This is a genomic window from Leuconostoc sp. BM2 (genome assembly GCF_002095565.1).
GTDB lineage: Bacteria > Bacillota > Bacilli > Lactobacillales > Lactobacillaceae > Leuconostoc > Leuconostoc falkenbergense.
In genome coordinates, this window is record NZ_MOWQ01000002.1 from 108,905 (window position 1) to 125,700 (window position 16,796).

The following is a 16,796-nucleotide window of genomic DNA, read 5'->3' on the forward strand; positions in this document are numbered from 1 at the left end:
TATAGTCCTATTTTTATAATTGGTATAATTTAAAAATAACATAGTGTCAAAATACAAACCCTGCCATTATGGTATGATAGAAAAAACCTGAAAGTGAGATCTATTGTGACACAAATTGTAACTTGGCATATTCAAAACGCTAAAATTTTGGATGTTTTTAATCTTAAATTCGATGACACCGAGCTTTGGATTGACAATAACATGATTGTTTATCGTGGTCCTCGAGATGATCTTGCTGCAACTCACACATTTGATGCTGGCGGTCGATATATTGTCCCCGGTTTGATTGACGCACATCTTCATATTGAAAGTTCCCTACTCGCACCAAGTGAATTTGGAAAATTAGTAATACCTCATGGTGTTACCTGTGTCATTGCTGATCCGCATGAAATCGCTAGTGTAGCAGGTATATCAGGCATCCAATATATGCTCGAAGAAGCACGACAAACACCACTGCACATTCACTACATGCTACCATCCTCAGTCCCTGCAACGCCTTTTGAACACGCTGGAGCAACACTGCATGCCGAAGCCCTCAAACCTTTTTACAGCATTCCTGAAGTAAATGGTCTAGCCGAAGTGATGGATTATCCTGCTGTTGCGAACGGTGACACAGATATGCTTGAAAAAATCAACGACGCTTTAGCAGCAGGTAAACACGTTGATGGCCACGGTGCCGGTTTAAGCCGCGCACAACTTTCAACTTATCGTCAAGTCGGAATTGATACCGATCACGAAAGTGAAAACGCTACTCAAGCCTTAGCACGAGTCGATGCAGGATTTTCTGTCTTTGTGCGTGAAGGTACGGTAGAACGTGATGAGGAAGCCATATTACCAGCTATTACAACAGCCAATCACGCACATTTTTCATTTGCCACCGATGATAAAACTGCTAGTGACATTCAACATGAGGGGTCAATTGACTTTAGTATTAACCTCGCACTTCAAAATGGTATTGCGCCGGAAATCGCTTTTACTATGGCAAGTTATAATGCTGCCAAAGCCCATAATTTAAAAAACGTCGGCGCATTAACGGACGGATTCGTTGCTGATTTGGTTGTGTTTGATACATTAACACAATTCAAAGCCCAAGAAGTTATGGTAGATGGTCACTGGTATGAAAATAAGTTTTCAACTGTGACACCATTAGCAAATCAGTCCCTAAATTTCACATTATCCGCTACTGATTTAATCTTGCCACTGGCAGACAACGTTCCTGCACATGTTATCAACATTATGCCTCATCATATTACAACCCAGCACACCGTTGAAAACGTGCCAGTCGTTAATAATCACTTTGAGGCGAATAAAACATTTGCTAAAGTTGTTGTGGCTGAGCGTTATCACGACTTAGGACATGGTTTAGGTATCATTAAAGGCTTCGACATGGTAACTGGTGCAATCGGTTCTACGGTAGCTCACGATTCACATAACATCATTATTGCTGGTGTTGATGACAAGGATATGTTATTAGCAGCTGAAACGTTAAAGAAAATCGGCGGCGGACAAGTTGTCGTGATCAATGGTCAAGTGACCGCAATGCCCCTTCCAATCGGTGGCCTAATGTCTGATCAAGATTATCAAACGACTATTGATCAAAATCGCGCTTTAGATAAAGCTTTTTCAAAAATCAGTGATGTGCCATTTGATCCATTCTTAACACTCTCATTTATGGCTTTACCTGTTATTCCAAGTTTAAAAATAACAGATCAAGGTTTGTTTGATTTTGATAAATTTAGTTTTATTGATATTCAAGATGCAGGAGAATTTAAGTCATGAAAGCCTTTAGTATAACGCCACAAGACCTATTGTCAGTATTTTTGGGTCAAAAAACCTCTTTAATGGTTCCCTATACCGGTCAATTATTAATCGCGGCCAATAAAAATGATCAACGCCACTTACCATCAGAAATGGCCGGTGCAATCGTTGAAATTCAAGAGAATCAGCTCACATTAGTCAGTTTAGTTCATCCTTTTAAAATAGCATCGGAAGCGCAATTATTTGAAGTTGACAATCAACTAATTCAACGCGAACCCGTCAATTGGTTTGGTCCGCAAGCACTAGTCATTGAAAAAAAGATGAGCGATTTTGCTAAAAATTACGATGGCCCACGTGCAAAAAATGGCGGGATTCCGCGTAACTATATTCCTAATGAAATTGCCGCCCCAATCATTTTGTCTGATGACTATTGGCAAACTTATGCGCAATTCGTCAATGATCCCGACGGCTCATTTGCAGCTCAAATCAAACCAATGTTTGATTAAGTTACATAAAAACGTATCATCCAAGTTCTGGATGATACGTTTTTAATTACCAATAATAATGAGAGATAAACAATTGTGCGACGTTAAAATAGATTAAAACAGAAGTCAAATCTGACAGCGTCGTAATAAACGGACCACTCGCAACCGCGGGATCGAACCCTAATTTGTCAATTAATACCGGGACAAGATATCCCGCCAAATTGGCAACCATAATTGCAATCGCCATAGCAATGCCCACAGCTAATCCAAGTTCAAAATTGTGTTTCCAAATTGTCACGATTGCAAACACTGAAGCACCTGTCGCAGTCCCAACCAACAACCCCGCCAACACTTCGCTCCAAAAGTTTTTCCAAGCTGTATTGTCGGTTCCCACTGCCAATCGACGTACCGCCAGCGCTAATGCCTGCGTTCCAGCATTACCCGCTGTACCGGTAATGAGCGAAATAAAGACCGCCAAAATAGAAGCTTGCTTGACTAAACCATCAAATGAACTGATCAGTGTAGCCGTGGACATACCTAGTAATAGCAAGGCAATCAGCCACGGAATACGTTTTATCGCTGAATGCCATGGTGTATCGTCTGTTTGACTAACGTTAACGGCGGCCAAACCAGAATAATCTTCCACCGCTTCTTCATCAATAACATCAACAATATCGTCAACCGTAATCACACCCAGCAACAAATCATTATCATCAGTAACTGGAATAGAAAGAAAGTTATAATCAGCCACAATTTGTGCCACATCTTGCTGATCATCGCCAGCTTTAACACTAATAATTCGATCATTAGTGATATCTGACACCAACATATCATCAGGGTGTGTCAACAAATCACGCAATGAAATAACGCCGACCAAGTGTTTTTGGTTATCTAGAACATACACGTAACTAATCGCTTCAGCTTCAGCAGCTTGGTGTTTAACCAATCGCATCACTTCAACAACTCGCAAATCCTCAGTCACAGCCAAATACTCTGTTGACATCAAAGATCCAGCTGTTTGATCGTCATAATCAATCAGCTTACGCATTTCATCTGCTTCATCCTTAGGCATCAAGCTCAAGTACGTTGCAACCAAACGAGATGGTAGATTTTGCAAGACATCCGCCTCATTATCGGCGTACATGTTACGCAAAATTTCAGTCGCTTTTTGAGGCGGCATTTCTTGGAGTAATTCCCCAATGTCGTCATCATCCGCATCCAAATTATCGAAGACATCTGCCAAAGTCTCATCATCTAGTAAGCGCCATGCGACTGCTCGCATTTGTTCAGGCAAACTACTATAAACTTGGCCCATTTCAAAATCGTGCAACGCTTTAAATGAGACCACAAAATCCTCATCTTGACCTGAATGGATTAAATCGGCCAAGTGAGTGACAGTCTTTTGTAATTGTTCTGCAGTTTCTTCCAAACTTAATCAATATCCCTTAATGTTTTGAGATCCTCAGGTAATTTTGTATTAAACTCACGAAAATCTTCAATAAATGGGTCGTAAAATTTCATATGATAGGCATGCAACGCTTGACGTTGGAGCCCATACCAAAGTGGTCCATTATAAAGATCGTCACCCACTAATGGATGCCCAATGTTTGCAAAATGAACCCGTATTTGATGCGTTCTCCCAGTGTGCAATTGTACCTTGACACGCGTCATGGGATGTTGTCCATCTTCATCATAACGGCGTTCAACCCAGTATTCTGTTCGAGATGGTTTACCATCATCACGAACTTCACGCTTAATAAAATCGCCCTCAACACGACCAATTGGGGCGTTAATATCCCCGTGATCATCTGATATAATACCAGACGGATAAGCCAGATAAAATTTTTCCACAGTATGATCTTGTAACTGTTGATCTAATACAGCATGGGCGAATCGATGTTTTGCCAGCAAAACAATACCTGATGTATCCCGATCAAGTCGTGTCACTACATGAGGAACCAAATCTTGTGCCTCAATTTGTTCCAAATGGCCCTTAACTTGATTAACCAATGTGTGTAGCCGATCAGCATGTCCTGGCACTGTTGTGACACCATACGGTTTATCAACTACCAGCCAATGCTCATTTTCAAAAATGATGTTTAGAGGTTTGTAATCAGGTACGACGAGATCATTACTCTCTTCTACCGGCATCACAATCGTCACTTTATCCTCATCTTTTAAATAATCAGACGTATAAACTGGCTTCTCATTGACCAAAATCGCCCCACCATTATGTTTCATTTGACTAAACATACGGTGAGAAACGCCATGTTTTTGTAGAAACGTACGCACTTTGCGCGCTTCTGATCCAGTATAAGTCCAAGTAAACTGCATATTCTTATCATACACATCATTTGTCGACGTGTATTTTTCTCCTAAAAAATTTAAAATATTTATTCAATGTCATTGATGAAGGCATTTTGTACGCGACGCCAAAAATCGACGTGACGGTATCTAGCAAAATGGACACATTTTTCAGACACTCTAAATCGCAACTCTAAAATATGATCACTGGCAATTTCTCCCTGATCATACATCACCAAAAAGTTATTACTCTGCGGCCTCATTACAATTTCTTGATCACGAGGTACAATCAATGGTGATCCTAACGTTCTAAAAACACGATTGTTAATTGAAGCAATTTCCGACATTTGAATTGCTTGTAAAGCAGGGTGCAAAACAGCCCCACCATTAGCCTTGTTGTAGGCAGTTGAACCCGTCGGCGTCGCCACAGCAATACCATCACCCCTAAAACGTTCAAAAACTTCGCCACCTAAATAGATATCAGCGACTAGCGTACCAAGTGGTTGTTTAATGACGGCTTCGTTCAATGCCAAATATTGGCTCTTCTCACCACTCGTTTGAATAACTGTCAATTCTAACAACGGATAACTGACTTTTTGACCGTTGTCGTGGCTTAAACTAGCTACTAATTGATCTAATTCTGTGCTTAACCAATCAGTGTAAAATCCCAAATGTCCAGTATGTAAACCAACAAATCTAATATGGTCAATTCGGTTGACATAATGCTGAAAAGCGCCCAAAAGGGTGCCATCCCCACCAACAGAGACGACAATATCAGGCTCATCATTATCAACAGTCAAACCCTGTTTTCGCATTTCTAAAGCAAGATTTTTGGCAACAACACGACTGCTAACATCTTCATTGTTGAAAATAGCATACTTCATTCGACCGCTCTTATTTCACTTAATTCTTGATCTAAAGCAAATGTTGATTCTGATAATTTGGTGAGGCGATCAGCCAAATTATCACTTAATTCACCGTGTTTGTAACGCAAATCATGCTCGACTGTTGCCCAAAAATTCATGGCCATTGTACGAACTTGAATTTCCGCTAGTACTTTTAGTTCACCACTATACATTTGAACAGGATATTCAATGACGATATGATATGATCGGTAGCCTGACGGCTTGGCATTAGTCACATAATCTCGCTCTTCTAAAATTTGAAAATCCGTACGTTGTCTTAGCAAATCAACCACAGTATAGATATCTTCCACGTACTTGGTCATAATTCGTACACCAGCGATATCTTGTAAATCAAGTGATAAACGATTTTCGTCTAAATGACGTCGCACAATTTTTTCTTCAATAGAGGCCTGTGATTTGACACGGCCTGTCACAAATTCAATCGGTGAATCCTCACCGTTTTTTTCATATTGATCGCGTAATCCGCGTAATTTAACTTTTAATTCTGATACAGTTTGAACGTATGGTGTAAAAAAGATTTCCCAATCCATATTACTACCCCTTTTATACAATTTAAAACATTACTATTACATTTTAACATATTTTTGAGCCTACCATTTGTCAATCCCAATATTGACGGTTATACTAATATCTTGGATATTTATATTGTTTTACGTAGGAGAAACATCATGATCGACATTTACCACTTCGCTAATCCTTTATCAGAAAACTGTTTAGCCACCGAAGAATGCCTTGAAAAACTCACTCATACAGTTTTCCAAAAGGCGCGCTTACGCTTTATTCCACTCATCAATGAACAAGTCAGTGCCAAATTAATCCAAGGTGAGCAATCATTGCCGTTAATGGACATACCTTATGACAGAGAATCCCTCATTTGTCGTGTAATTCTTGATTTTAAAGCGGCACAAATTGAAGGCAATAAAAAAGCGCGACCTTTTTTATTAGCCTTACAGACTGCATTGATTAACAAAAAACAAGTTTACTCTCATTCATTGATTACTGCCATTGCCACACAGATCGGACTAAATCCCGACGACTTTTTAAAAAATCGTATGAGTCAAGAAGTCGTTCACGCGTTAATAATAGATCAAAAATTAGCATGGCGCTTACTGAAAAAATACCAAGTTACAATTGCAATTGATGACTCAAATACACTTGAAACCAACCTATTGACGAATTTTTCAAAAGAATCTCTAACGACACACTTCACACATTCACGCCAGCAATTTGTTGTTAATACAAAAGATTTGGTCTCCTCGGAAAACACCAAGACCTTTGCTTAACTTTTTCTCATCAAACGCCATCACCCCCCAAAAAAAAAATGACTCACAATTTTAACACAGTTATCAGTAAACACAAAAAAGCTTAATAATTCATCAATACAGATGAATCATTAAGCTTTTTTGTATGACGCTGTTACTTCACCAACTTGTCCCAAATCACAACTTGGTCGGCTGCCAATGACTTTGGTACATCAATGATTCTTTGATTGGCACTACCTCTGAATTGTAATGTTAAGTCCTTTTCTTCTTCCAAAAAACGACCATCAACCAAAATATCAATTAACGACAATAAACGCGCTTTATCATAGGTTTCGTTTTGCAATTCATCCCAAGTGTAGCCTGTCCAAGACCATATATCCTTTGAATGGCCAAACTCCTTACGGACTCGACGACACAATTTTAGACAAACATCCGTATTGAGAAACGGCTCTCCACCCAATAAAGTTAGGCCTTGAACATAATCTTGACTTAAATCTTCAATAATTTGGTCTTCTAATTCTTGCGTGTAAGGCTGTCCAAAATGGAAATTTTGAGCAGCAACGTTATAACAACCAGGACACAGAAACATACAACCACTTACATATAAGCTACAACGCACACCCTCACCATCAACGAAATTAAAAGCTTTGTAGTCAGCAATATAGTTCTGACTATACTTCTGCGCCGTCCATTCTTTGGGCATCGGATTGTTTGGTTTTCGCATAGATCGCGGCATTTTCAATCATCTCATTGGTTAGGTTCTTTTCACGCGAAATTATTTCAATATGTCGTCCATGAACCATAGGCCGTTGCTGTGGATTGCCAAGATAACCACACGTTCTCTTAACAACATCGCATAGCTCTGGGTCGTGATTGCCACATTCAGGACACATAAAGCCACGAGCAGTTGCCTTAAATTCACCAGCAAATCCACATTTAAAACATTTATCAATACAAGTATTCGTGCCCAAATAACCGACATGATCATAAGCCCAATTCCAAACAGCTTCTAATGCTTGTGGATTCTGTTTCAAGTTAGGATATTCACAATAATGAATAAATCCGCCCGACGCATATTTTGGGAAAGTCTCTTCAAAGCTTATTTTTTCAAATGGCGTCGGATGCTTGCGAACATCATAATGAAAACTATTGGTATAGTACTCTTTATCAGTAATATCAGGCACATCACCAAATTTTTGCTTGTCGAGGTGACAAAATGTGTCTGTTAGTGATTCGGCTGGCGTCGAGTATAAGCTATAATGATAACCACTTTCCGCTTCCCATTGTTGGCAGTATTCGTTCATTTTTTTAACAATGTCTTCGGCAAACTCATGTGCTTCGGGATTTTTTTCCCAATTTGCGCCAAAGAAAGTTAAGCACGTTTCGTATAATCCAACATAGCCCAATGAAATTGTAGCACGTCCATTTTTAAACACTTCATCAACTTTATCAGTTGCCTTGAGCCTTTTCCCAAAAGCGCCGTACATATAAAGCAGTGGTGCATTTTCAGGAACAGCTTCTTTTGTTCGTTCAATACGATACGATAAAGCTTCGTGGCATAGCGCCATTTTTTCATCAAAAATTTCCCAAAATAGTGCCATATCACCTTTCGCAAATAGAGAAATACGTGGCAAATTCACCGAAACAACCCCTAAATTCATTCGGCCAGAATTTACTGTGACACCATTTTCATCTTGCCAGCCTTGTAGAAACGATCGGCAACCCATTGGTGTTTTAAAACTACCAGTTAGTTCAACAATTTTGTCATACATTAACAAATCTGGGTACATCCGCTTTGTTGAACATTCAAGCGCCAATTGCTTGATGTCATAATTTGGATCAGTAGGAGCAAAATTTAATCCCTTTTTCAATGTGAAAATCAACTTTGGAAAAATAGCAGTTCGCTTTTCTTTTCCTAATCCCTTAATTCTGATATTCAAAATTGCTTTTTGAATTTCACGTTCAATCCAACTAGTCCCCAATCCAAAATTAACGGTGGTAAATGGTGTTTGTCCTTGTGATGAGTACATTGTATTAATCTCGTACTCCAAAGCCTGCATTGCATCATAAATATCTTTGCGTGTTTTTTCTTTAGCGTAGGCGTCACGCTTGTCTGCAACTACCCATTGTTTGGCTTCGACAATATGTTTGTCATAATTCATCTGCGCATATGGTGCCAATAATTGATCAATACGATTTGCTGAACAACCACCGTACTGCGACGAAGCGACATTAGCAATAATTTGCGCCATCTGTGCTGTCGCTGTTTGAATAGAATGTGGTGAATCTACCCACGCATTGCCTATTTTATAACCATTCGTCAGCAAATTATCAAAATCGATTAAACAACAATTTGTTGCTGGCGTCACAGGTGAATAATCTAAATCATGCCAATGAATGTCGCCGCGTAAATGTGCTTTAGCAACAAGTGGCGGTAACATTTGTAGTCCCAAGGCCCGACTAGCTGCCCCAGCTTCCAGATCACGTTGCGTATTGAACACGCGACTATCTTTATTTGCATTTTCATGCACAACTGATTCATCTCGTGAAAATAATTTTTCGATTCTTTTTTGGACATTAGCGGCATCCGAAAAATTTTGTTTTTCAGCTTGATAGTATGACTCATATTCGTTAACAGCATCTAATTGTTCATAATTTGTGAGTAACGAACATAATAGATTACGAATTTCAGAAGTTGTCACACTCACTTGAGAATCCAAATATTGATACAAATCATGACTAATCGCATCAATAATATAGTTTGATAGATTGAGTTTCGTCAAAATAAAATTAATTTTGTACGCGTAAAATTGTGTTTCTTCACCACTTTGCTTAATGACTGTTAAATGGGGTAAATTGCTAAGTTTCATCGTATCGCTCATTACTAAACTAATTCCTCCAATGCTTTTTTGAATTGTTATAATTAAGATGTTACAACTATTCTTTGCATAAGAATAGGACAAAAAGTGTCCCCTATTACCGCATTAATCTCAAGACTATTGATATAATCGTGTTCTAAGGGTTAAAAAAATTTATAATAATAGACATTCAACTCAAATGTTTTGTTACACACCACAAAAAAAGACAAATCAGTTACCCACTGATTTGTCTTTTTTATTTATGCACGTGCAAGGCTTGCTGCACCAATCACACCAGCATCATTCCCTAATTCAGCTAATTTCACGCGTGTTGAATTACGAACAGTTGGAAAAGCAAACACTTTCCAATTTTCTTCAACACGAGCTCGCAAAAATTCACCAGCAGCAGCTACACCACCGCCAATAACAATTGCAGATGGGTTCAAAATATTTGACATTGCTGCCGTAGCATATCCGAGATAATATGACACTTTGTTGACAACCTCATTAGCTAAAAAGTCACCGTTTTTTGCTAAGTCGAAGACAATTTTTGATGTCACTTCCTCGCCGTCATCAATCATCTTTTTCAACTTGGAGTTACCGACATACTCTTCTGCCAAGTCTTGTGCCAAATGGACCACACCCGTTGCGGAAGCATATTGTTCCAAGCAACCACGATTACCACATGTGCACAAATAACCATTTGGCTCAACAACCATATGACCGACCTCACCACCGGCACCTACTGTACCGTGAATCAGCTGACCATTTGCCACCAAACCACCACCAACACCAGTGCCTAATGTCACAAATGACACTTCATCATCGTTGTTTCCGGCACCTTTCCAAGCTTCGCCAAGCGCTGCTGAGTTAGCATCATTGTCAATCGTCAATGTAAATCCAGTACCAGATTCAATATCTGCTTTAACTGGCTGCTCTGTCTTCCAATTAAGGTTAAAAGCCCCTGTTACCGTACCAGTAACCCGATTAACAGTACCTGGTGTTCCCATTCCGATACCGATAATACGATCATGATCCAGTTGGTACAAATCAAGGTGGTGATTAATTGATTCCACAATATCTGGAACAATATGAGAACCATCATCTAGAATATTTGTTTTGATTGACCATTTTTGCTGAATTTCACCTTGATCTGTCAAAATTGCAAACTTGATAGTTGTACCACCAAGATCGACACCGATAAGCTTATCTTTTGCCATGATAATTATAATAATGTTGCCCGATCTAACGACTGCAAGTTCACTGGACAGCCTCAATGAAGGCAACATATTTCCTCCGTATGAATTGATTACTTAATCATTCTAACAGATATGACTAGCCAAGTGCAAGCGGTTTCACAGTCTAAATAAACAATGATAGTCAATCACTGGGACTTTCAAGTTCCAATCGGTGTTCGTGTGCCAAAATGACTTTCATTGTTGCATACATTTTTGGTTGAATAATATCTGCTTTATATAAATTGTCCACTTCTAAGGCAGCCATTTCGATATCCCATAGCCGCTTTCCAACATGAATATACACACCGAATTCTTTTAAATATTGTAGAACATCATAAAAAGTTTTCATGATTTGCAACGCTCCTTATATATCAACGTTTAAGATATTTTTTGAGTTTACTAGTTCACTTATGCTCTCTTGGCATTTCTTTGTTAGTAAACTGATATGTACTTATAATTAATTATTGCTTTCATCTCTTGAATTCAAATAGTTAACAATCTTTTTAACATAGTCCATATTAATTAAACCAGCAAAAAACTCACCATTCTCACTCATCACAATATTATCAGGAGATATATACTGTTTATATCTCTCATCTTTTAAGATACAATTTTTCATATCTTCATTTGCCGATAACAAGACCAACAATGCTTTTTTAGACAATAGCGTTCGTTCTCCGTCAGTTTCCCGATAAAAATAATAGCGACGTGTAAAACCCGCTGTCCTGTTTCCAATATTCCACAAAACATCTTTCCAACTATGTTTTTCAAAAATACCATACTTCACATCACTATTACTCATATTTGTAAATCCCCCTTAATTTATACAGATACACCAAGTAAACATATCACATCTATTCAATAAATAGCCATCACAGTGATTTCCTGACAAAGTTATTTTTTAGGATTTTTCAAATTCATTTTTTGAATAAGATTATGTCCGCTATCAGCCAAATAAAAGGCACTACACTTGTAATTCATCATGTCTCAATTTAATTAACTCATCCCCTTTGTTGTGCGAGTTCGTTTAATATCCTTTTAAAATCTTCTTAACTAATCAATCAGTATATTGTTTAGTTGTATACTGATAGTTGGCTAGAAGGAGGGAAAATATGTTAGATGTTGTCGTTTCGGTGTTACATCTTGTAATTTTTGTGAGTGCGATTGGAAGTTTTATTGTATTGAAATCACTATTCAATACGTTTACTAAAACACAGAAGATATGGGTAGCAATTCTGGTAGTGTCTGTTGTTATTTCATTTATCATTTCATTTTTTACTAATGAGATGCCAGATATTATCCAAGGATATAAAGATGGCTTCAATGCCGGCAAATAACCTGTTCAACATCGTCATACTTGATGATGTTTTTTTGTGAGATCAACGACTTTAAAAATTGTCAGTATAAAGGCGGTCGTTCTATCTGACTTGTAATCTGGTTAAGTTATTTGTTTAATGACATAACGTAACCAGTGCCTTTTTTTAGATCAAGATATTTTAGAACATGCCAAAATATCTTGAAAAACCAACGTCTGGTTTGTTTAGCTGATTCAACAATTTTAACGCAGGCTCAGAAAGTTTCTGATTATTAATAATAACTGATTTCAAATCATATACTAAATTTTTAACAACGACTTTTTCGCTCTGTTGCTCATCTCTTAATTGATGTATCGCTTTACTGACAAATTTTTGTTCTGTTTCATTAACTGAAATTGTTATTAACTCATCAATTAAATTGTTTTTTCGCTCGCTCATGTTGTCACCTCTTGACACTGATTTTACGCCAAGGCTATTAGTGTCGCAAATTATGACTTTAATTGTATTTTTATGTTAAATACCAAACTAAACAACCATCCGCTCTTACTGACATTTATATATTTAGTATATATGTAATTAATTCAAAATTATGAACTGAGCTTAGAAGTTTTCATGATTTTACGCCCATAAAGACAGTCAATCCGATTAACAACAATGTCAATAATACCATCACTAGCCGAACATGCCAGCTGAATTTCCCGTTACGACTATAAAAACCAAAAATCATGGCAAACATTACCCCGCCAATGAAGCCACCAAGATGACCCCAAAGATCAATGTTTGTAGCAGAAAAACTTGACAACAATGTCAATAAAACAAACAATCCCATCATTGATCCTAATGCCCTTACGTTGGGGTCATGACGGTACTGATAGGCAAATATCATTAAGCTACCAAACAAGCCGAATAATGCTGTCGAGGCACCCACTGAAATCGTATTTGGCGAAAATAAATACGAAAAAATATTACCGGAAATACCGGAAAAGAAGTATAAGCCTAAAAATTTGCGGCTACCAAAAGCGTCTTCTGCTATCGGACCAATAAACCATAAAGTCAGCATATTAGTGGCAATATGCATAAAACCAGCGTGTAAAAATATAGGCGTGATTAAACGCCAATATTGCGAATCGCCCTTGATATAAGGCCCCCACTTAGCACCTACTTGGACCAAAAAATAGCTATTGTCGGTTGTCCCACCACTGACGACCAGCTCAATCAAAAAAACAACAACTGTTACCGTCAATAATATCGTGGTTACTGGTGCAACTACATAATGTGTTTTTAACGTTTTCATAGTCCCCATTTTAACAGATTATAACCATTGTTGCTTGCATAAACTATTCTACCTTCATATCATTTTTAATAGTCCTATGTTAAAATGACAACAATTAGTTATGTAAGGAGAACAACCAATGCTTGGTATTCTATTAGTCCCATTCTTTATTTTGATAGCTTTTATTTATTTAATCACTTTTATGTTCGTTAATACATTTGGTGTTGTTTCGCGACTCATTTTTGCCATCGTGATTATATTATTACTATCTTTTATCGTGAAAAATTTCTGGGCTGTCGTTGGTTTCATTGTATTAATTGCATTTGCTTTCTGGATTCGCCAGAGGTTTATTCAACCACACATGAATCATCAAACGCAACAAGACCCATCGACATTTGATGGCGAGTTCGAAGAAGTAGATAAAGACAAGTAATTATTTGGGTTCAATTTAATCAAGTTGAGCCTTTTTATTTGCATATAAATGACCAAACAAAAAAGCATTCAAATAATCAAATGCTTTATTTCAACGACGATCTTTCAACCGCTGTTGCATCAAATACTGATACCTTGCGTACCAAACGTCTACATAACCTTGCGAAAACGGACCTGTGCCAGCGTTAATCCAATCAACCAAAATTTTGACATGTGCTTTTAAAATCTTATCAATTTCTGGTGGATAATGCCATTTCTTACTGTGAGCTGCATATTCATCAGCGTCCAGTAAATGTTTTTCGCCATCTGGAAACACTTTAACATCAAGATCGTAATCAATATATTTAAGCGCCTCTTTATCCAATACATAAGGAGATGCGAGATTACAATAATACGATACGCCATTATCACGAATCATCGCAATGATGTTAAACCAATACTTTTTGTGGAAATAAACAATGGCTGGTTCGCGTGTCACCCAACGCCGACCATCGTCTTCAGTCACTAAAGTATGATCATTTAGGCCAATAATCGCGTTCTCACTAGTTTTTAAAACCATGGTATCGCGCCAAGTTCGATGCAACGAGCCGTCGTGCTTATAGCTTTTGATCGTGATGAAATCACCTTCGCGTGGCCCGCGACCTGGTTTATCAACGCTCATAACGCTACCTACTCTTCTAACACCGAATTTCTATTTCAGTATACCACAATTTACTAGTCGTCTTCCAGCACTAAATTGGTCAACACACTGTCAATTAAATCGGAAGGATACCCTTTTGCGTAAAGGCCCTTTTTCGTTTTAAACTGGCGTTTTGAATTATCGTCACGATGATAGCGTCGCCATAATTTATCGGCTTCTCTTTGAATATTTTCTATCTCTGACTGCTCATCATTTTCTGCCTCTAAATCACTCACAACATTTTGTGCAATATCAAAAGAAAAGCCTTTCTTAGCAAGTGCCGCAATGATTTTTTGTTGCTTACTGCGTGTTGATTCTCGTTTATACGTGACAGCTGCTTTCTTGGCGAGTTGTGTTACAATGATGATTTGTTCCTCATCAGTGTATGTTGCTAATGCTTCTTCAATATTGATATCCGACACACCCGCTTGTTTAAGCGCCATTTTAATGACAATTGGTCCCTTTGGACTAATTGTTTTTTTAGTGGCAACATAATGGATGGCGTAATTAAGATCATCAAGATAATGTTGCGCCTCTAATTGACTGATCACTTGCAATTGCACTTGTTCAGGAATTTCTTTATCGTGCATTTTTTGCTGAACTTGTTTTATTGTTCGAAGCGAATGACCAAGATAGTTCAGGGCAACGCGCATTGCTTTCGCTACTTCGTCGCTCAATTTAATATCAGCAATCAAGTCATCATCTAGTTCGCGCCCTTTCGCTAATCCATATTTAATCAGGACACTTTCAGATACACCAAACGCAAATTGATTATCTAAATCAATGTTATATCGACCAGCTTGTTTTTGAACTGAAATTTTGGTTATTATTTTCATAACGATGTGATATTTCTCCTCTGTCAACCAAAATCAGCCTGAAACACAATAAAGTTTCAACTCACCAAGTGAGCGCCAAAAGTCATGAACATCAAAATGAAAAAAAGCAAACATAGTGCCACTACCAACACACTAACAACAAAGTCTTTATTAACCAAATACTGATGTTTCTGCGTGATTTCATTTCTTTTGTGATACCATTCTCGACGATTTTGATTGCATACTATACTGGCTAATATCATACCAAAAAAGCACAATACAAGTACAGCAACGCTCACCCAAAAATTAATCTGTGTATTTTGGGTCAATTGTGGCACTGCTCCTAGCAAAATCATGATTGCCTCCAAATTTATTTTTTCATTTTTGTTCTGGTTGGGCTAACCCATGTTCCTTGTCCAGCTAATCCCAAGACACTTTTCAGGGCTGGAATGAAAGTGACAGCTATTGTAATGGCATTCATTTGCCAATACCAAGCCATGTACATGGGTGCAAATAAGAGATATTTTAATTTTGCACCGTGATTATCAAGCACCAAGGACGCAACTAACTGCCAAATCCCAACCATTGAGATAAATGCTGAGAAGACAAAAACCATGTCTAACGTGTGAATGAGTTGCTCCGTGTCATTAGTGAAAACAAAATAAAATAACTTGAGCGCCAACCAACCAGTGAATATCAAATAATAAAAACTCCATATTATACTACCTGTTTGATCCAATAGAAGCACTATTTTAGCAATATTTTTGATAGGATGCTTAAAAATACGCGAAAAATTAGTCACCCATGCTTCTGTGCCACCCTTTGCCCACCGCTTTCTTTGACTATATAGCATACCTAACGTGCTTGGTACATTCATATAAAACATAATATCTGGTGCAAATACGGCTTTCCATCCGCTAAATTGTTGATCCCAAGCAATCGATATGTCTTCGGTTGCACGATCCTGACGGAATCCCCCACAATCAAGAACGGCATCCTTGCGATACATTGTGTTAGCGCCGGAGTACGCGTACATATTGCCGAGAACACCCATTTGAGAGCGTTTAATGATACCCACAATGCTGGAAAATTCAACGGTTTGCGATTTTTCCAATAGCAAAGAGCGATTTTGGACATCCATATTAGCTGTGACAGCAGCAACATTTTGACCACCAGGTCGCAAAAAATAATTCATGTATTTCCATAATCCGTCTGGCGCACAAACCGTATCCGCATCATTACTCAAAATATAGTCACCACGACAAAAAGATAACCCGATATTAAAAGCATGTGCTGAAGTGAACCCAATAACTTGGACAAAATAAAAAAATGTCCAGAAAGTTATTGGGTTTTTCTATGTCTAAATATTCAAATGAATTTAAATTAATAATCGTCAACGAATGGCTGGTTGGTCAAAATGGCCTGAAAAAGTTAGCGAAAAAATACAACA

General features: G+C 38.0%; 19 protein-coding genes and 1 pseudogene. 5 read left to right on the forward strand and 15 right to left on the reverse strand.

Features of this window, described 5'->3' with window-relative positions; translation table 11 throughout:
* Nucleotides 1-105: 105 nt before the first annotated feature.
* Entirely contained in the window at nucleotides 106-1,779 is a 1,674-nt protein-coding gene (ade, locus tag BMG01_RS01615) for an adenine deaminase (protein ID WP_004916060.1), read from the forward strand.
* Nucleotides 1,776-2,264: a hypothetical protein gene (locus BMG01_RS01620; RefSeq protein ID WP_004916062.1), complete on the forward strand. Its 489-nt coding sequence runs from the start codon at nucleotides 1,776-1,778 to the stop codon at nucleotides 2,262-2,264. The genes ade and BMG01_RS01620 overlap by 4 nt, the downstream gene beginning before the upstream one ends.
* A 46-nt stretch (nucleotides 2,265-2,310) precedes the next feature.
* Here the strand turns inward: BMG01_RS01620 and mgtE are convergent, their stop codons facing one another.
* The 4 genes from mgtE to BMG01_RS01640 are packed head-to-tail and all read right to left on the reverse strand — an operon-like array spanning nucleotide 2,311 to nucleotide 6,003.
* Complete coding sequence (gene mgtE, locus BMG01_RS01625; RefSeq protein ID WP_004916063.1) at nucleotides 2,311-3,672, reverse strand: magnesium transporter; 1,362 nt, start codon at nucleotides 3,670-3,672, stop codon at nucleotides 2,311-2,313.
* A gap of 2 nt (nucleotides 3,673-3,674) precedes the next feature.
* Complete coding sequence (locus BMG01_RS01630; RefSeq protein WP_004916065.1) at nucleotides 3,675-4,577, reverse strand: RluA family pseudouridine synthase; 903 nt, start codon at nucleotides 4,575-4,577, stop codon at nucleotides 3,675-3,677.
* Nucleotides 4,578-4,636: 59 nt separating this feature from the next.
* Entirely contained in the window at nucleotides 4,637-5,431 is a 795-nt protein-coding gene (locus tag BMG01_RS01635; RefSeq protein WP_004916067.1) for an NAD kinase, read from the reverse strand.
* Nucleotides 5,428-6,003, reverse strand: coding sequence for a GTP pyrophosphokinase family protein (locus BMG01_RS01640; protein ID WP_004916070.1), 576 nt, complete (start codon nucleotides 6,001-6,003; stop codon nucleotides 5,428-5,430). The genes BMG01_RS01635 and BMG01_RS01640 overlap by 4 nt, the downstream gene beginning before the upstream one ends.
* A gap of 138 nt (nucleotides 6,004-6,141) precedes the next feature.
* Between BMG01_RS01640 and BMG01_RS01645 the strand changes: the two genes are divergently transcribed.
* Complete coding sequence (locus BMG01_RS01645) at nucleotides 6,142-6,756, forward strand: DsbA family protein (RefSeq protein WP_004916071.1); 615 nt, start codon at nucleotides 6,142-6,144, stop codon at nucleotides 6,754-6,756.
* A gap of 133 nt (nucleotides 6,757-6,889) precedes the next feature.
* Here the strand turns inward: BMG01_RS01645 and nrdG are convergent, their stop codons facing one another.
* The 5 genes from nrdG to BMG01_RS01670 all read right to left on the reverse strand — a co-directional run bounded on the left by nrdG (nucleotide 6,890) and on the right by BMG01_RS01670 (nucleotide 11,633).
* A complete protein-coding gene (nrdG, locus tag BMG01_RS01650; RefSeq protein ID WP_036066633.1) occupies nucleotides 6,890-7,471 on the reverse strand; it encodes an anaerobic ribonucleoside-triphosphate reductase activating protein in 582 nt (193 codons plus the stop codon).
* On the reverse strand, nucleotides 7,407-9,617 hold the full coding sequence (nrdD, locus tag BMG01_RS01655; protein WP_036067607.1) for an anaerobic ribonucleoside-triphosphate reductase: 2,211 nt from the start codon (nucleotides 9,615-9,617) through the stop codon (nucleotides 7,407-7,409). Before nrdD ends, nrdG begins: the two co-directional genes overlap by 65 nt.
* 236 nt (nucleotides 9,618-9,853) lie before the next feature.
* Entirely contained in the window at nucleotides 9,854-10,813 is a 960-nt protein-coding gene (locus BMG01_RS01660; RefSeq protein WP_004912044.1) for an ROK family glucokinase, read from the reverse strand.
* Between the two features lie 160 nt (nucleotides 10,814-10,973).
* Entirely contained in the window at nucleotides 10,974-11,180 is a 207-nt protein-coding gene (locus BMG01_RS01665) for a YqgQ family protein (RefSeq protein ID WP_004912041.1), read from the reverse strand.
* Nucleotides 11,181-11,288: 108 nt separating this feature from the next.
* Nucleotides 11,289-11,633 carry a hypothetical protein gene (locus tag BMG01_RS01670; RefSeq protein ID WP_004912039.1) on the reverse strand — a complete coding sequence of 115 codons (345 nt, stop codon included), beginning with the start codon at nucleotides 11,631-11,633 and terminating at the stop codon, nucleotides 11,289-11,291.
* 310 nt (nucleotides 11,634-11,943) lie between these two features.
* Here BMG01_RS01670 and BMG01_RS01675 point away from each other — a divergent pair, with 310 nt between their 5' ends.
* On the forward strand, nucleotides 11,944-12,168 hold the full coding sequence (locus BMG01_RS01675) for a hypothetical protein (protein ID WP_004912037.1): 225 nt from the start codon (nucleotides 11,944-11,946) through the stop codon (nucleotides 12,166-12,168).
* 159 nt (nucleotides 12,169-12,327) lie between these two features.
* Here the strand turns inward: BMG01_RS01675 and BMG01_RS01680 are convergent, their stop codons facing one another.
* The gene (locus tag BMG01_RS01680) at nucleotides 12,328-12,585 is read right to left on the reverse strand and encodes a hypothetical protein (RefSeq protein ID WP_004912035.1); all 258 of its coding nucleotides are present in this window, start codon (nucleotides 12,583-12,585) and stop codon (nucleotides 12,328-12,330) included.
* A gap of 172 nt (nucleotides 12,586-12,757) precedes the next feature.
* Nucleotides 12,758-13,441 carry a rhomboid family intramembrane serine protease gene (locus tag BMG01_RS01685; protein ID WP_004912032.1) on the reverse strand — a complete coding sequence of 228 codons (684 nt, stop codon included), beginning with the start codon at nucleotides 13,439-13,441 and terminating at the stop codon, nucleotides 12,758-12,760.
* Nucleotides 13,442-13,559: 118 nt separating this feature from the next.
* On the opposite strand from BMG01_RS01685, the gene BMG01_RS01690 reads away from it, so the two are divergent.
* The gene (locus tag BMG01_RS01690) at nucleotides 13,560-13,853 is read left to right on the forward strand and encodes a hypothetical protein (RefSeq protein WP_004912029.1); all 294 of its coding nucleotides are present in this window, start codon (nucleotides 13,560-13,562) and stop codon (nucleotides 13,851-13,853) included.
* A 90-nt stretch (nucleotides 13,854-13,943) separates the two neighbouring features.
* Here the strand turns inward: BMG01_RS01690 and BMG01_RS01695 are convergent, their stop codons facing one another.
* The 4 genes and pseudogenes from BMG01_RS01695 to BMG01_RS01710 all read right to left on the reverse strand — a co-directional run.
* A complete protein-coding gene (locus tag BMG01_RS01695) occupies nucleotides 13,944-14,513 on the reverse strand; it encodes a DUF402 domain-containing protein (protein WP_004912026.1) in 570 nt (189 codons plus the stop codon).
* Between the two features lie 53 nt (nucleotides 14,514-14,566).
* Nucleotides 14,567-15,367: a recombination regulator RecX gene (recX, locus tag BMG01_RS01700; protein ID WP_004912023.1), complete on the reverse strand. Its 801-nt coding sequence runs from the start codon at nucleotides 15,365-15,367 to the stop codon at nucleotides 14,567-14,569.
* Between the two features lie 56 nt (nucleotides 15,368-15,423).
* Nucleotides 15,424-15,702 carry a hypothetical protein gene (locus tag BMG01_RS01705; RefSeq protein WP_004912020.1) on the reverse strand — a complete coding sequence of 93 codons (279 nt, stop codon included), beginning with the start codon at nucleotides 15,700-15,702 and terminating at the stop codon, nucleotides 15,424-15,426.
* A gap of 14 nt (nucleotides 15,703-15,716) precedes the next feature.
* A pseudogene (locus tag BMG01_RS01710) lies at nucleotides 15,717-16,640 on the reverse strand (glycosyltransferase family 2 protein); the annotation flags it as partial.
* Nucleotides 16,641-16,796: the final 156 nt, after the last annotated feature.

What these genes read in the sequence shown, in the direction of transcription:
- BMG01_RS01640 (WP_004916070.1), bottom strand. Translation starts at nt 6,003, where the DNA reads ATGGATTGGGAAATCTTTTTTACACCATACGTTCAAACTGTATCAGAA.
- BMG01_RS01685 (WP_004912032.1), bottom strand. Translation starts at nt 13,441, where the DNA reads ATGAAAACGTTAAAAACACATTATGTAGTTGCACCAGTAACCACGATA.
- BMG01_RS01660 (WP_004912044.1), bottom strand. Translation starts at nt 10,813, where the DNA reads ATGGCAAAAGATAAGCTTATCGGTGTCGATCTTGGTGGTACAACTATC.
- BMG01_RS01705 (WP_004912020.1), bottom strand. Translation starts at nt 15,702, where the DNA reads ATGATTTTGCTAGGAGCAGTGCCACAATTGACCCAAAATACACAGATT.
- BMG01_RS01680 (WP_004912035.1), bottom strand. Translation starts at nt 12,585, where the DNA reads ATGAGCGAGCGAAAAAACAATTTAATTGATGAGTTAATAACAATTTCA.
- nrdG (WP_036066633.1), bottom strand. Translation starts at nt 7,471, where the DNA reads ATGCCGCGATCTATGCGAAAACCAAACAATCCGATGCCCAAAGAATGG.
- BMG01_RS01695 (WP_004912026.1), bottom strand. Translation starts at nt 14,513, where the DNA reads ATGAGCGTTGATAAACCAGGTCGCGGGCCACGCGAAGGTGATTTCATC.
- BMG01_RS01635 (WP_004916067.1), bottom strand. Translation starts at nt 5,431, where the DNA reads ATGAAGTATGCTATTTTCAACAATGAAGATGTTAGCAGTCGTGTTGTT.
- BMG01_RS01675 (WP_004912037.1), top strand. Translation starts at nt 11,944, where the DNA reads ATGTTAGATGTTGTCGTTTCGGTGTTACATCTTGTAATTTTTGTGAGT.
- BMG01_RS01690 (WP_004912029.1), top strand. Translation starts at nt 13,560, where the DNA reads ATGCTTGGTATTCTATTAGTCCCATTCTTTATTTTGATAGCTTTTATT.
- nrdD (WP_036067607.1), bottom strand. Translation starts at nt 9,617, where the DNA reads ATGAGCGATACGATGAAACTTAGCAATTTACCCCATTTAACAGTCATT.
- recX (WP_004912023.1), bottom strand. Translation starts at nt 15,367, where the DNA reads ATGAAAATAATAACCAAAATTTCAGTTCAAAAACAAGCTGGTCGATAT.
- BMG01_RS01630 (WP_004916065.1), bottom strand. Translation starts at nt 4,577, where the DNA reads ATGCAGTTTACTTGGACTTATACTGGATCAGAAGCGCGCAAAGTGCGT.
- BMG01_RS01670 (WP_004912039.1), bottom strand. Translation starts at nt 11,633, where the DNA reads ATGAGTAATAGTGATGTGAAGTATGGTATTTTTGAAAAACATAGTTGG.
- BMG01_RS01645 (WP_004916071.1), top strand. Translation starts at nt 6,142, where the DNA reads ATGATCGACATTTACCACTTCGCTAATCCTTTATCAGAAAACTGTTTA.
- BMG01_RS01620 (WP_004916062.1), top strand. Translation starts at nt 1,776, where the DNA reads ATGAAAGCCTTTAGTATAACGCCACAAGACCTATTGTCAGTATTTTTG.
- BMG01_RS01665 (WP_004912041.1), bottom strand. Translation starts at nt 11,180, where the DNA reads ATGAAAACTTTTTATGATGTTCTACAATATTTAAAAGAATTCGGTGTG.